Source organism: Streptomyces sp. NPDC048277 (assembly GCF_040652235.1).
Lineage (GTDB): Bacteria > Actinomycetota > Actinomycetes > Streptomycetales > Streptomycetaceae > Streptomyces.
Genome location: NZ_JBEZLQ010000013.1, coordinates 160,066 through 174,263 on the forward strand (window position 1 = coordinate 160,066; position 14,198 = coordinate 174,263).

The following is a 14,198-nucleotide window of genomic DNA, read 5'->3' on the forward strand; positions in this document are numbered from 1 at the left end:
TGAACGGGATGCGCAGGTCAGGGCGCGGATCTGCCGTGGAGGGTCGGTGTAGAGCGCACGCAAACTCAGCGGAGGCGTTGGCTGATGACCTTCGACACACCGTCGCCCTGCATGGACACGCCGTACAGCGCGTCGGCGACCTCCATCGTGCGCTTCTGGTGCGTGATCACGATGAGCTGCGAGGACTCCTGGAGCTCCTGCATGATGCGGATCAGCCGCTGCAGGTTGGTGTCGTCCAGGGCCGCCTCGACCTCGTCCATGACGTAGAACGGGCTCGGGCGCGCCTTGAAGATCGACACCAGCATCGCGACGGCGGTCAGTGAGCGCTCGCCGCCGGACAGCAGGGAGAGCCGCTTGACCTTCTTGCCGGGCGGGCGGGCCTCGACGTCCACGCCCGTGGTGAGCATGTTGTCGGGGTCGGTCAGGATCAGCCGGCCCTCGCCCCCGGGGAACAGGCGGCTGAAGACACCCTCGAATTCGCGGGCCGTGTCCCGGAAGGCCTCGGTGAAGACCTGCTCGACGCGTTCGTCGACCTCCTTCACGACCTGAAGCAGGTCGGCCCGGGTCTTCTTCAGGTCCTCCAGCTGCTCGCTGAGGAACTTGTGCCGTTCTTCAAGGGCCGCGAACTCCTCCAGCGCCAGCGGGTTGACCTTGCCGAGCTGCTGGTAGGCGCGTTCGGCCGCCTTGAGCCGGCGCTCCTGCTCGGCGCGGTGGAAGGACTTGGGCTGGTTGCGCGGGTGCTCGGGGTCGTCCGGCAGCACCTCGCCCTCGGCGGGCGGCGAGGGCGGCACCGGCTGGTGCGGGCCGTACTCCTCGACGAGCCCCGCCGGCTCGACGCCCAGCTCCTCAAGGGCCTTGGTCTCCAACTGCTCGATGCGCATGCGCTTCTCGGCGCCGAGCACCTCGCCGCGGTGCACCGAGTCCGTGAGCTTGTCGAGTTCCGCCTTGAGGTCGCGGCCGGTGGTGCGGGCGGCGGTCAGCTCGCGCTCGCGCAGCGCCTTCGCGGCCTCGGCGGCGGCACGCTCCTGCTCCGCCCGGCCGACCGAGACCTCTACATGCGCGAGCAGCTGGCGCGTACCGGAGGCGACGGCCTCCGCGACGCCGGCCTCATGGCGCAGCCGGGCCTTGCGCTGCTCGGCACGTGCGCGTGCGTCGCGCTCCGCGCGGGCGGCGCGGTCGAGGGAGTCGGCGCGGCCGGCGAGGCCCTTGACCCGCTCCTCGTGGGTACGGACCTGGAGGCGGGCCTCCATCTCGGTCTGGCGGGCGTTGGCGCCGTCGGCGGCGAGCCGGTCCCGTGCCGAGGTGTCCGGCTCCTCCTCGACGGGCATCTCCTCGGCCACGGCCAGCCGCTCGGCGAGCACCTCGGCCTCTTCCAGGGCCTTGTCTAGCGAGTCCTGGGCGCGGGCGGCTGCCGCCGTGGACCGTTCCGCCTCGCCGGCCGCGCCGCGGGCCTGGCCGGCGAGCCGGCCGAGCTGCTGCGCCACCGCCGACTTCTCCCGATCGGCGGCCCTGCGCCGCTCCCCCAGTTCCTCGACTCGCGCGGCACACTCCCTGCGCCGGGCCTGGGCGGTGTGCTGTGCCTCGGACAGTTCCTCGCAGCGGACGGCCAGCTCTTCCAGTTCGGCGGCGGCTTCGTCGACCGAGGCCTGCACTTCGAGGAGGCTGGGCGCGCCGGCGGAGCCGCCGTGCGCGAAGTGGGCGCCGAGGAGGTCGCCTTCGGCGGTCACGGCGGTGAGATCGGGGCGCCGGTAGACCAGGTCCTCGGCGTCTTCGAGGGTGTCGACCACGACGATGTTCCTGAGCAGTCGCCGTACGGCGGGCATCAGGTCGGTGGGGCCGCGGACGAGGTCTGCGGCGGGTCGCTGCGCAGGCGGTGCCGTGGAGGGTCGCCGGTCGTCTGCGGGTGCGTGGGGGCTGAGCGCGCCGTTCCCCGCGCCCCCATGGGGCGCTGCCTCGTCGCCGGCATTGACCAGCGGTGTGCCCAGCGGTCGTCGGTCCGGTGCCGCGTCGTTGTGGCTGGGCGCGCCGTTCCCCGCGCCCCTATGGGGCGTCTCAGTGCGGGGCGCTTCGGTGCGGGGGCCGGGGTCGTCCGGGGCGTCTGCCAGGAGTAGGGTCGCGCGGCCGCCGTCCTGCTTGCGCAGTAGGCGGATCGCGTCTGCCGCGGAGGCCGGGGTCGTGACCGCGATCGCGTCCGCCGCCGCGCCGAAAGCCGCTGCCAGGGGGACCTCGTGGCCCGGGGTGATCGTCAGGAGTTCTGCTGCCGGGCCGAGGATTCCGGTGAGGCGGTCCCGGGCGCCCAGCAGTATCCCCGTGCCGTCCTTGCGGCGCAGGCCCAGCGCCAGCGCCTCGTGGCGGGCCTGGGTCGCGGCGCGCTTGCGTTCCGCCGCCGTGACCGCCTCGCGGGCTGCGGTCAGGGCCGTCTCCGCCTCGGCCAGCTGCCGCTTGGCCTGCTCATGCTGTTCGGCGAGTTCCTCGTCACCGGCGTCGAGCTCGTCGACCTCCGCCTTGAGCGCCTCGTACTCCTCCTGCGCGGCGACCGCCCGCTCCTGGGCCTCGTCGCGGGCGGCGGCCAGCCGGTCGATCTCCGCCTGCGCGGACGCGGCGCGCGAACGGGCCGCGTTGACCTGGCCGTTCAGCCGGGCCAGGCTCTCGCGCCGGTCGGCGATGGACCGGGCCACGTCCTTCAGACGCCGTTCCTCCAGGGCCAACTCGCGCTCCAGCTCGGCGCGGTGCGCGACGGTGTCGTCGAGGGCGCGCTCGGCCGCGTCCAGGGCGGCCTCCAGCTCGGCCTCCTGCTCACGGATGCGGTGCGCCTCGCGCTCCATGTCCTCGGGGTCACGCCCGCGCCGCTCCTCGGGGGGCGCGGAGGTCGCGCTCTTCACCCGGGCGTCGGCCAGCGAGATCGTGCCGCGGACGCGTTCGGCGAGCTGGGAGAGCTCGTGCCAGGTCTGCTGGGCCCGCTGGAGGCGTGGCGTGAGCCGCCGTACCTCGTCCTCCAGGAGTGCCTCCCGCTGGAGGGCCTTCTTCAGCTCCTGCTCGGCGGCTTCCTTGCGTTCCTTGAGGGCGGCCTCGTCGGCGATCTCGGTCTGGAGCGCCTGGCGGAGTCGTACGAGATCGTCGGCCAGCAGGCGCAGGCGGGCGTCGCGGAGGTCCGCCTGGATGACGGCGGCCCGGCGGGCGACCGCGGCCTGGCGGCCCAACGGCTTCAGCTGGCGCCTCAGCTCGTCCGTCAGGTCCTGCACGCGCGCGAGGTTCGCCTGCATCGCGTCCAGTTTCCGCAGCGCCTTCTCCTTGCGCTTGCGGTGCTTGAGGACGCCGGCCGCCTCCTCGATGAAGGCGCGGCGGCCCATCGGGTCCGCGTGCAGGACGGAGTCGAGCTGGCCCTGGCCGACGATGACGTGCATCTCGCGGCCGATGCCGGAGTCGGAGAGCAGTTCCTGGATGTCGAGGAGACGGCAGGTGTCACCGTTGATCTGGTACTCGCTGCCGCCGTTGCGGAACATGATCCGCGTGATGGTGACCTCGGCGTACTCGATGGGCAGGGCGCCGTCGGAGTTGTCGATGGTCAGGGACACCTCGGCGCGGCCCAGCGGGGGGCGGCCGGTGGTGCCGGCGAAGATGACGTCCTCCATCTTGCCGCCGCGCAGCGACTTGGCGCTGTGCTCGCCCATGACCCAGGTGAGCGCGTCGACGACGTTGGACTTGCCCGAACCGTTCGGACCGACGACACACGTGATCCCCGGCTCGAACCGGAGCGTGGTCGCCGAGGCGAACGATTTGAACCCGCGGAGGGTCAGGGCCTTGAGGTGCACGCCGTCGGACTCTACCCGGCCCCGCTACCCCACTCCACGAAGCCTCGCAACCCCGCGGTTTCGCGCATGAACATGCAGGGCACACCAGACGTTAAAGAGGGTGAAAGGATGCGCGGGGCTACAAGCGGGCGGGCAAGAAAGACAAGAAAGAAGGGACGCCGGGGCGTCCCTTGCAAATCTTGACAACTTAAGCGGCTGAAAGGGCTGCCCAACCGCCGCATGTGCTGTTGTGGAGCGATGCAGCGATCAGGTGAGCGCAGGCTCCGCCTGGTGTGCGTCGATGCTCTCCATGATCCTGTCGGGAGAAGCGGCAGCCGTCAGCGCGTCGTTCTCGGCCTGGATCCGTACGAGCTCGGATTCGAGGTCCTGGACACGCTGCTGGAGCCGTCGCATCTCGGCGAGGAGTCGCGGGTCGGAGCCGCCGACGTAACCGAGAAGCGCCTTTGCCATGATGGATGGTCCTCCACACTGAGTGACCGACCGAAGCGGTGTGGGTCGTGAGGGATTCGCACCCGCGGTGCTTGACACATCCGAGTGTTGCTCGACGTTGCTCCATGCCAAACAGCTAAGGTGCGCGGGGCTTTCAGCGTCTCACCAAAAAGTTTGACGGTCAACACGATCACACCCCGTATTGGCGGGCGAAACCGCGGGCCGGCGGCCCTGGACGGGCGGCGCTGCGACTCCTGCGGGGCCCTCAGGGCGTGGCGATCATCTGTATTTGCGGAGCCTGCCACGGCCGGCGATTCTTGGCAACCACCAGGCCATTTCTGCTCGGGGCACATGCCGGTGGCAGATTGCTCCGCTTCCGCCTGCGCGGCTTTACAGAGCGGACTCAGCGGATGGCGAAGCCGTCGTAACCGCCCCGGGGTGTGTCCCAGATCTCGGTGACACCCTCGACCTGCCCGGGCGTGTCATCGCCCTGGAGCCAGTCGAGCAGTCCTTCGCAGCCCTCCCGGGTACCCTCCGCGACCACCTGGACGCGGCCGTCGCCCAAATTGAGAGCAAAACCACTCAGCCCGCCGATCTCCAGTGCCTTGGCCCGTGTGAACCAGCGAAAGCCCACGCCCTGGACGTATCCACGGACCCAGGCGACCAGTCGTACATCCTCGCTCATGGGTGCAACCTAACCGGCCAATGTCACTCGGGACACTTCCTCCCCCAGCGGTATGGGGTACCGTCCCCACCCAATGAATCTCGTATGAAACTCACTCGATCGAGTGAGCCTGGTTGACCAGAAGGAGTCATTGGCCACATCGGCCCCTGGTCGGCCCCGACCACGAGGACGAGGGAAGAAGGCAAGGACATGGGACGCCACCGACGCTCAGCCGCCGGCCGCGCCGCCACGGGCCGCGCCACGGGGGTCACGGAGAACGACGGCTCGTACACCGGCGGCCACGATCCGCAGGACTCCTACGCAGCCCTCCGGTTCGGCACGGGCACCGCGCCCTACCTGCACCGGGAGGAGTACGCCGACACCAACGCGCGCAGTTCGGCCTACCTGTTCGCGAACGAGGACGACTACGCCCGCTTCATGAACACCGCCGACTTCCCGGCCGAGGATTTCACCCGGACCGGGGGTGGTTCCCGCTCGGACGGTGGGCACCGGCGCAGGAAGAAGGGCGGGCGGCCCGTGGCCACGGGGCTGCTCGGGGTCTCGGCCGCCGTCGCCATCGGCACGGTCGCGGTGGCCACCGGCCTGGTGCCCGGCCTGGAGAACTACAAGCTCGGCGGCACCAGCGGCACCACCGGCGGCGAGCAGGTGCAGGCCGACGGCGTGCCCAGCAACACGGCCGCGGAGCAGGGCGGCACCTCCGGCAGCGCCGAGAGCCGGGACACCGCCGGCGCCTCGACCAGCCGGGACACCCGGCGCTCCGCCTCGCCGACGCCGACCGCGTCCGCCTCCGGCTCCCCCTCGAAGTCCGCCTCCGCGTCGCCCGCGCCGACGGAGGCGGGGCCGACCTCCGGCGCCACTCCGCCCAGCACCACGCCGTCCGAGCAGCCGACGGCCACGCCCTCCAGGACGGCGACCAAGGCACCGGTGAAGACCGCCGCGCCGGTCACCGTGTCCGAGGAGTCCGTCGTCGAGGCCGAGGTGCTGAAGCTGGTGAACGAGGAGCGGGCCAAGGTCGGCTGCAGCGCGCTGGCGGCGAACTCCTCGCTGACCAAGCTGGCCGAGGGGTTCAGCGACGACATGGCCGCGCGGAACTTCTTCGACCACACCGACCCGGACGGCAAGACCCCGTGGGACCGGGCCGCGGCGGCCGGCATATCCAACCTCGGCGGCGAGAACATAGCCCGCGGCCAGGCCACCGCCCAGGCCGTGATGGACGCCTGGATGAACAGCGAGGGCCACCGCGCCAACATCCTGAACTGCGACTTCAAGACCCTCGGGGTCGGGGTGCACTTCGGCGAGGGCGGACCGTGGTGGACACAGGACTTCGGGTACTGAGCCCGTACCGAGCCCGTATTTGAACCGGCAGGGTGCGCTAACCAATGGTTAGCGCACCCTGCCGGTTAGCGCTGTGCTCCCGTACGCTGGACGCATGACCATCACCCAGGACCGCGCGGAGGAGATGCCCCCTCCGTACGACGCCTTCGCCCGGGCCTGTCCCTCGCGCACCACGCTCGAACACGTCATGGGCCGCTGGGGCGGACTCACCCTGAGCGCGCTGCACGAGGGGTCGTTCCGGTTCAACGAGCTGCGCCGGCGCGTGGACGGCGTCAGCGAGAAGATGCTCTCCCAGACGCTGCAGGCGCTGGAGCGCGACGGCCTGGTGCACCGCGAGGCACAGCCGACCAACCCGCCCCGCGTCGACTACGAACTCACCCCGCTCGGCCGCGAGGTCGCCGAACGCCTGCTGTCCGTCGTGCACTTCGTGGAGAGCCGGATGGACGAGGTGCTGGCCGCCCGCGGGCGTTACGACGAGACGCGCGGCGCCCGCTGACACGTCGGGCAGAAGTAGCTGGACCGGTTCATCCAGGGCCGCCTGCGCATCGGCGTACCGCACCGCCGGCAGGGCAGCCCTTCCCTGCCGTAGGCGTCCAGCGAGCGGTCGAAGTACCCCGACTCGCCGTTCACGTTGACGTACAGGCTGTCGAAGCTGGTGCCCCCGACGGCCAGGGCCGCGTTCATCACATCCCGTACATGGCCGAGGAGTTCGGCGGTGCGCGGGCGGGTGAAGCCGGCGGTCGGACGTTCGTAGTGGATACGGGCGCGCCAGAGGGCCTCGTCCGCGTAGATGTTGCCGACCCCGCTGATCAACGACTGGTCGAGCAGCGCCCTCTTGATGGTGGTCCGCTTCCGGCGCAGGGCCTGGTGGAAGGCCTCGTCGTCGAACAGCGGGTCGAGGGGGTCGCGGGCGATGTGCGCGATGACGTCGGGCAGTCCGTCGGGGGTGTTGTCGTGCAACGACAGCCCGCCGAAGGTGCGTTGGTCGACGAAGCGCAGTTCGGTGTCGACCTCGTCGGCGAATCTGACGCGGATTCTGAGGTGCTTCTCGTCCGGTGCCTCGTGCGGCTGCACCAGCAGCTGGCCGCTCATGCCGAGGTGCGCGAGGACCGACTGGCCGGTGTCCTCCAGCGGCAGCCACAGGTACTTGCCGCGCCGGCTCGGGGTGCCGATGCGGTGGTCCTTGAGGCGGTGCGCGAAGTCGTCGGCTCCGGCGACGTGCCGTCGTACGGCACGCGGGTGCAGCACCTCGGCCTCGGCCACGACGCGATGGGCGACCCATCGCTCCAGGCCGCGCCGTACGACCTCGACCTCGGGCAATTCGGGCATCGGGACTCCCGTGCAGGACCGTGCGGAACCAAGCGGAACCGTGGAAGATCCGAGCGCCCGCCTCCGTGGAATGGTGGCGGGCGCTCGGGCTGCGCTGTTCGTCAGGCGGAGGCGGCGGAGGACGGACCGTGGTCCTCCTCGGCTTCGGCCTTGGCCGCCTGCTCGGCTGCCGCGGCCTCGGCGCGCTCGTCCGCCGCGGCGCGGATGGCGCGCCAGGCGGATTCGGCGGCCTGCTGCTCCGCCTCCTTCTTGCTGCGGCCGGTGCCGGTGCCGTACGAGACGCCTCCGACGCGGGCGGCAGCAGTGAAGGTCTTCTCGTGGTCGGGGCCGGTCTCCGTGACCAGGTACTCGGGCACGCCGAGGCCCTCCGTCGCGGTGAGCTCCTGGAGACTGGTCTTCCAGTCCAGGCCGGCTCCGAGGTTCGAGGACTTCTCGATCAGCGGGTCGAAGAGCCGGTGCACCAGCTCGGACGCCGAGTCGAGGCCCTGGTCGAGATAGACCGCGCCGATCACCGCTTCCAGGGTGTCGGCGAGGATGGACGCCTTGTCCCGGCCGCCCGTGCCCTCTTCACCGCGGCCGAGCCGGATGAAGGAGCCCAGGTCGAGACCGCGGCCCACCTCCGCTAGCGCACGCGAGTTCACCACGGCGGCCCTGAGCTTGGCCAGCTGGCCCTCGGGCAGGTCCGGGTGAGTGTTGTACAGCGTGTCCGTGACGACGAGACCGAGGACGGAGTCACCGAGGAACTCCAGCCGCTCGTTCGTCGGCAGACCGCCGTTCTCGTACGCGTAGGAACGGTGGGTCAGTGCACGCACCAGAAGGGCGGACTCGAGCTTGTAGCCGAGCCGCCCTTCCAGAAGCGTGTGGGACGAGGCCGTGCTGTCCGTTTTCTTCTTGGCGGATGGGTCCGCCTTGGCGTCATCCGCCTTCTTGGGACTGGACACAGTGCCTCTCACCTGGCCGCTCAGACTTCGAGGACCTGGCGCTTGTTGTAGGTGCCGCAAGACGGGCACGCGATGTGCTGCTGCTTGGGCTCGTGGCAGCGCTCGCACGCAACCAGGGTGGGGACCGCAGCCTTCCACTGCGACCGGCGGTGGCGCGTGTTGCTGCGCGACATCTTCCGCTTCGGAACAGCCACGGCTACTTCTCCTGCTTCTCGTCGACGCCCGCTTCCGCGTCAGCGCCGCTCATCTCGTCCTTCTCGCCGTCCTTCGTGGAACCGGCGAGTCCCTGCAAAGCCGCCCAACGGATGTCGACGGCGTCGTGGTGGTGGTCCGGGTCGTCCGCGAGACGCACTCCGCACTCGGAGCACAGTCCCGCACAGTCGTCCTGGCACACCGGCTGCATCGGCAGTGCGAGCACCACCGCATCGCGCAGCACGGGTTCGAGGTCGAACAAGCCGTCCTCGATGAAGTACCTGTCCTCGTCGTCCTCGGCGTCGTCGCCCGGTTCCGCGATCACGCGGCCCCGGTCGTCGGCGTCAGGGTACGAGAACAGTTCCTGGAAGTCCGCTTCGAGCTCCTGCTCGACCGGCTCCAGACACCTTACGCACTCCCCCTCGGCCTGTGCACGGGCGGTGCCGGTGACGAGCACACCTTCCATGACCGACTCGAGCCGGAGTTCGAGCTCCACCGGGGCGCCTTCCGGCACTCCGATGACCCCCTTGATACCGAAGTCCTTGGGGGCGTCGACCGTGCGGGTCAGGCGCTGCAGGGCACCGGGACGCCGCCCCAGCTCGTGTGTGTCGAACACGAACGGGTTGCGGTGGTCGAGGCGCGCGTGAGGAGCCATTCCTGCTTTCGATCTTCGAGTTCAGAGGGACGCCGTCCGGAAGGTCTCCCCGGGCAGCGTTGATCGCGGACGTAGACGCGACCGAAGAGCCAGGATACTGGACCTTTCGCTGTCGGCCCAATCCGGTGGGTCTCTACAGGCCCCGCCCCTGCTCGTACGCCCTCAGCTGCTCCGGAGTGATCATGCCGGTGTCGAAGAGGCTGGTCTCGTCGAGGGCGTACGACTGGTGCGCCTGGTGCTGGGCGGCCGGCTGCTGCTGTTGGGGGTCGTAGACGGGCTGCTGGCCGGTGTCGTAGCCCTGGTAGGCGGCGTACGGGTCGGCCTGCTGGTAACCGTAGGGGTCCTGCTGCTGGTAGCCGTACGCGTCCTGCTGGGCGTAGGCGGGCTGCTGCTGTGGATAGCCGTAGGGATCCTGCTGCACGGGCTGCTGGTCGTACTGCGGCTGCTGGGGCTGTGCGGCGGCGGGCTGCTCGGCCTGGGCCGCCTGGGCCGCCCGCTCGTCCTGGTCGGCGAGCGCCGCGAGGTCGGCGAGGTAGTCGGCGTCGCTGGAGTGCTGGAAGGTGGTGTTGTCGTCGGCCAGGGCGCCGAGGTCGTCGGTGGCGATCCGGCCGTGCAGCTTGGCGCGGCCCTTGCCGACGGCCTCCAGGGTCTTGGCGAGCACCGCCTCGAAGGCGCCCAGCTTGGTGTCCACGTAGGCGTCGGCGTCCCGGCGCAGGGTCTCGGGGTCGTGGCTGCGCTCGGGGGCGTCCTCGTCCTCGTAGCCCTGCTCGTCGAGGCCGGGGCCCGTGCCGAGCAGCTTCTCGCGGCCGCGGCCGACCGAGCCGAGGGTCTTGGTGAGGACGACCTCGAAGTTGGCGAGCTTGGAGTCGACGTAGTCGTCGGCGTCCGCGCGGACCTCCTCGGCCTCCTGGCGGGCCTCGCCGAGGATCCGGTCGGCCTCGGCCTGCGAGCGGCGGGCCACCTCGGTGTCCGAGATCAGCGAGCCGCGCTCGGCGTGCGCGGTCTCGATGATCCGCTCGGCCTCCATCCGCGCCTGCTCGACCATCTGGTCCCGGTCGCCGATCAGCTCCTGGGCCTGGGCGAGGGAGCCGGGCAGCGCCTGGCGCAGCTCTTCGAGCATCGCGAGCAGATCGGCACGGTTGACCACGCACGACGCCGACATGGGCATGGCCCGGGCACCGGAGACCGTGGCCACGATCTCGTCGAGCTTCTTCTGTACGTCCACCCTGCGCTCGCCACTCTCTACAGCTGTGTTGGAGACGGACGGGACGACTGTAGCCCCATCAGTCCCTGTGAATACGCTTGTTGAGGGCCTCGAAAACGGCCGGCGGAACCAGGTGCGATACGTCGCCGCCCCACTGGGCCACCTCCTTCACCAGAGACGAGGAGAGGAAGCTGTAGGTGGGGTTGGTCGGCACGAAAAGCGTCTCGACGCCGGTCAGGCCGTTGTTCATCTGGGCCATCTGCAACTCGTAGTCGAAGTCGCTGACGGCCCGCAGGCCCTTGACGATGGCGGGGATCTCGCGCTGCTTGCAGAAGTCGACGAGGAGGCCGTGGAACGCCTCGACGCGGACGTTGCCGTAGTCGGCGGTGACCGTGCGGATCAGGTCGATCCGCTCGTCGATCTCGAACAGGCCCTTCTTGGACTTGTTGATCATCACCGCGACGTAGACCTCGTCGTAGAGACGGGACGCTCGGGCAATGATGTCGAGGTGTCCGTTGGTGATCGGGTCGAACGACCCGGGACAGACGGCGCGGCGCACTTGTGATCCCTCGCTCTCCGGTCCGGTCATCGTGCGTCTTCGCACGTAGAGGCGGCGCGACCGTACCAAAACGTTCCCTCGCCGTAGCGACGGGACCGGAGGGCCTCGAAGCCGTCCGGCCAGCCGAAGGTGCCGCCTCTGGTGCTGCGCTCCACGGTGACGAGGGCGTCGGGCGCTAGCCAGCCCCCAGAGTGGAGTGTGAGGAGAATCTCCCGAAGATCGTGATCTGTGACTCGGTACGGGGGGTCCAGGAAGACGATGTCGTACGGCTGTGCCGGCGCCGGGGACTGGACGATCTGTTCGGCTTTGCCCGCCCGTACTTCGGCGCCGGGGAGGCCCAGATTCTTTACGTTTTCACGTACGACGCGGGCGGCTCTGGCGTCGGCCTCCACGAGGAGGGTGTGGCCGGCACCACGGGAGAGGGCCTCCAGGCCTACGGCGCCGGAACCGGCGTAGAGGTCGAGGACGCGTTCGCCGTCCAGGGGGCCGCCGAGGAGGGACTGCCAGGTGGAGAAGAGGCCCTCGCGTGCGCGGTCCGAAGTGGGGCGGGTACCGGTGCCGGGCGGCACGGTCAGCCGACGTCCGCCGGCTGCGCCTGCGATCACGCGGGTCATTTTGAATCCTCGGTCCGGGGTGGTTGCGGATTCAGTTTGGCAGCACGTGCGTCGTGGTTGCTCGCGCCCGCGCGGCGGAGCCGCATATGGACACAGCCCCGCGCCCCTGAAGGGGCGCTTCCACTCACCCCTTTTCCAAGTACTGCTCCCTCTCCTCGTCCAAGAGGGCGTCCAGGGCCGTTCGCAGGCCCGGGAGGTCGGTCAGCTCGGGGTCTCGGGCCACCAGCGTCGTCGCCTCCTCTCTCGCCTCCGCGATGATCTCCTCGTCCTCGATCACGGCGAGGACGCGGAGGCTGGAGCGGGCGCCCGACTGGGCCTGGCCGAGGACGTCGCCCTCTCTGCGCTGTTCCAGGTCGATCCGCGAGAGCTCGAAGCCGTCCAGGGTCGAGGCGACGGCCGTCAGGCGCTGGCGGGCCGCGCTCGCCTCCGGCATCTCCGTGACCAGGAGGCAGAGGCCGGGCGCCGAGCCCCGGCCCACGCGGCCGCGCAGCTGGTGGAGCTGGGAGACGCCGAAGCGGTCGGCGTCCATGATGACCATGGCCGTGGCGTTGGGGACGTTCACGCCGACCTCGATGACCGTGGTGGCGACCAGGACGTCCGTGTCGCCGGCGGCGAAGCGGCGCATCACCGCGTCCTTGTCGTCGGGGTGCATACGGCCGTGCAGGACCTCCACCCGCAGACCGTTCAGCGGGCCCTTGGCCAAGTGGTCGGCCACGTCCAGGACGGCGAGCGGGGGGCGCTTCTCCGCCTCGTCCTCGGCCGACTTCTTCGCCTTCTTCGGGTCCTCCTCCTCGTCTCCGATGCGGGGGCAGACGACGTACGCCTGGTGGCCGTTCCCGACCTCCTCCCTGACCCGCTCCCAGGCGCGGGCCAGGAAGTGGGGCTTGTCGGCGGCGGGGACGACATGGGTGGCGATCGGGGAGCGGCCGGCCGGGAGCTGGTCCAGGACCGAGGTCTCCAGGTCGCCGAAGACCGTCATCGCGACCGTGCGCGGGATGGGGGTCGCGGTCATGACGAGGAGGTGGGGAGGCTGCTTGCCCTTGCCGCGCAGGGCGTCTCGCTGTTCCACGCCGAAGCGGTGCTGCTCGTCCACGACCACCAGGCCGAGGTCGTGGAACTGGACCTTGTCCTCGATCAGCGCGTGCGTGCCGATCACGATGCCCGCATCGCCCGTGACCAGGTCCAGCATCGCCTGACGGCGGGCGGCCGTGCCCATCGAGCCGGTGAGGAGGACGACCTTGGTGGCATGGTCCGCGCCGCCGAGCATGCCGCCCTCGGCCAGCTCGCCCATCATCTCGGTGATCGAGCGATGGTGCTGCTGGGCGAGCACCTCGGTGGGGGCGAGCATGGCCGCCTGACCACCCGCGTCGACGACGGCGAGCATGGCGCGGAGGGCCACCATCGTCTTACCGGAACCGACTTCCCCCTGCAGCAGCCGGTGCATCGGGTGTTCCGTCGCCAGGTCGTCGAAGATCTCCTTGGAGACCTTCTGCTGGCCGTCGGTGAGGGTGAAGGGGAGGCGGTCGTCGAAGGCGGTGAGGAGGCCGTCGGGGGAAGGTCTGCGGGCGACCGCGGGGAGTTGGGCGTCCGCGTGGCGGCGGCGGGCCAGGGCCACCTGGAGGACGAAGGCCTCGTCCCACTTGAGGCGGTCGCGGGCCTGGGCGATGTCCGCCTTGGTGTGGGGGCGGTGGATCTTGAGGAGGGCCTCGGGGAGGGGCAGCAGGCCGCGGCCCTCGCGGAGGGTCGGGGGGAGCGGGTCCAGGGCCTCCTGCGCGCTGGGCAGGACCGTCTGGACCGCCTTGCCGATCTTCCAGGACTCCAGTTTGGCGGTGGCCGGGTAGAGCGGGATCAGGGCGCCGGCCCAGGTCTCGACGGATTCGTCCGGGTCCTCGCCCCGTAGCAATTCATAGGCCGGGTGTGCCAGTTGGAGGCGGCGGTTGAAGACCGAGACCTTGCCGGCGAACATCGCGCGGGTGCCCGGCAGGAGTTCCTTGTGGGGCTTGTGCACGCCGTTGCCGAAGAAGACCAGTTGGAGCCGGCCGCTGCCGTCGGTGATCGTGACCTCCAGGCGCTGCCCCTTGCCGCGCGGCGCCTTGGCGGAGGCGAACGTGTGCAGACGGGCGTCGGCGACCATGGCGACCACCGTGACGTGCTCGTCCATGGGCAGGTCGGCGAGGTGGGTGAGCTGGCCGCGCTCCTCGTATCTGCGGGGATAGTGGTGCAGGAGGTCGCCGACGGAGTGCAGGCCGAGATGCTCGGCCATCACCTTCGCGGTGGCTGGGCCGAGCACTGACTTCAGTGGCTGTTTCAGCGGTTCTTCCAGTGCGGGCACGAGATCCATTGCACACCACGTCACTGACAATGCCGGATACGGTTCGGGAAACCCCTGGTCAGACGGTCGTTTTGAGTCATAGGATGGCGCGCTCCGGCCATCCTTCCGCGG

At 70.3% G+C, this 14,198-nt stretch carries 13 protein-coding genes; 2 read left to right on the forward strand and 11 right to left on the reverse strand.

Annotated features, from left to right (window positions below; all coding sequences use genetic code 11):
* Positions 1–65 precede the first annotated feature (65 nt).
* From AB0D85_RS27410 to AB0D85_RS27420, 3 genes are all read right to left on the reverse strand, one after another.
* Positions 66–3,812: an AAA family ATPase gene (locus AB0D85_RS27410; RefSeq protein ID WP_362325432.1), complete on the reverse strand. Its 3,747-nt coding sequence runs from the start codon at positions 3,810–3,812 to the stop codon at positions 66–68.
* 246 nt (positions 3,813–4,058) lie between these two features.
* The gene (locus AB0D85_RS27415; RefSeq protein WP_361289655.1) at positions 4,059–4,262 is read right to left on the reverse strand and encodes a hypothetical protein; all 204 of its coding nucleotides are present in this window, start codon (positions 4,260–4,262) and stop codon (positions 4,059–4,061) included.
* A 382-nt stretch (positions 4,263–4,644) separates the two neighbouring features.
* On the reverse strand, positions 4,645–4,926 hold the full coding sequence (locus AB0D85_RS27420; protein WP_362325435.1) for an acylphosphatase: 282 nt from the start codon (positions 4,924–4,926) through the stop codon (positions 4,645–4,647).
* 189 nt (positions 4,927–5,115) lie between these two features.
* Here AB0D85_RS27420 and AB0D85_RS27425 point away from each other — a divergent pair, with 189 nt between their 5' ends.
* Positions 5,116–6,261, forward strand: coding sequence for a CAP domain-containing protein (locus AB0D85_RS27425; RefSeq protein ID WP_362325438.1), 1,146 nt, complete (start codon positions 5,116–5,118; stop codon positions 6,259–6,261).
* Positions 6,262–6,355: 94 nt separating this feature from the next.
* Positions 6,356–6,757 carry a helix-turn-helix domain-containing protein gene (locus AB0D85_RS27430; protein ID WP_362325441.1) on the forward strand — a complete coding sequence of 134 codons (402 nt, stop codon included), beginning with the start codon at positions 6,356–6,358 and terminating at the stop codon, positions 6,755–6,757.
* On the opposite strand, the gene mutM is transcribed toward AB0D85_RS27430, so the two are convergent.
* The 8 genes from mutM to recG all read right to left on the reverse strand — a co-directional run bounded on the left by mutM (position 6,730) and on the right by recG (position 14,096).
* The gene (gene mutM, locus AB0D85_RS27435) at positions 6,730–7,590 is read right to left on the reverse strand and encodes a bifunctional DNA-formamidopyrimidine glycosylase/DNA-(apurinic or apyrimidinic site) lyase (protein ID WP_362325445.1); all 861 of its coding nucleotides are present in this window, start codon (positions 7,588–7,590) and stop codon (positions 6,730–6,732) included. The two genes, AB0D85_RS27430 and mutM, sit on opposite strands and share 28 nt — an antisense overlap.
* Positions 7,591–7,691: 101 nt before the next feature.
* Complete coding sequence (gene rnc / locus AB0D85_RS27440; RefSeq protein ID WP_362325449.1) at positions 7,692–8,543, reverse strand: ribonuclease III; 852 nt, start codon at positions 8,541–8,543, stop codon at positions 7,692–7,694.
* Between the two features lie 8 nt (positions 8,544–8,551).
* The gene (gene rpmF, locus AB0D85_RS27445) at positions 8,552–8,725 is read right to left on the reverse strand and encodes a 50S ribosomal protein L32 (protein WP_003951102.1); all 174 of its coding nucleotides are present in this window, start codon (positions 8,723–8,725) and stop codon (positions 8,552–8,554) included.
* A gap of 2 nt (positions 8,726–8,727) precedes the next feature.
* The gene (locus AB0D85_RS27450) at positions 8,728–9,378 is read right to left on the reverse strand and encodes a YceD family protein (RefSeq protein WP_362325452.1); all 651 of its coding nucleotides are present in this window, start codon (positions 9,376–9,378) and stop codon (positions 8,728–8,730) included.
* A 133-nt stretch (positions 9,379–9,511) separates the two neighbouring features.
* Positions 9,512–10,603: a cell division initiation protein gene (locus AB0D85_RS27455; RefSeq protein ID WP_362325455.1), complete on the reverse strand. Its 1,092-nt coding sequence runs from the start codon at positions 10,601–10,603 to the stop codon at positions 9,512–9,514.
* 58 nt (positions 10,604–10,661) lie between these two features.
* A complete protein-coding gene (gene coaD / locus AB0D85_RS27460) occupies positions 10,662–11,141 on the reverse strand; it encodes a pantetheine-phosphate adenylyltransferase (RefSeq protein ID WP_362325458.1) in 480 nt (159 codons plus the stop codon).
* A 26-nt stretch (positions 11,142–11,167) separates the two neighbouring features.
* Positions 11,168–11,755: a 16S rRNA (guanine(966)-N(2))-methyltransferase RsmD gene (rsmD, locus tag AB0D85_RS27465; RefSeq protein WP_362325461.1), complete on the reverse strand. Its 588-nt coding sequence runs from the start codon at positions 11,753–11,755 to the stop codon at positions 11,168–11,170.
* A 124-nt stretch (positions 11,756–11,879) separates the two neighbouring features.
* Positions 11,880–14,096: an ATP-dependent DNA helicase RecG gene (gene recG, locus AB0D85_RS27470; protein ID WP_362325464.1), complete on the reverse strand. Its 2,217-nt coding sequence runs from the start codon at positions 14,094–14,096 to the stop codon at positions 11,880–11,882.
* Positions 14,097–14,198: the final 102 nt, after the last annotated feature.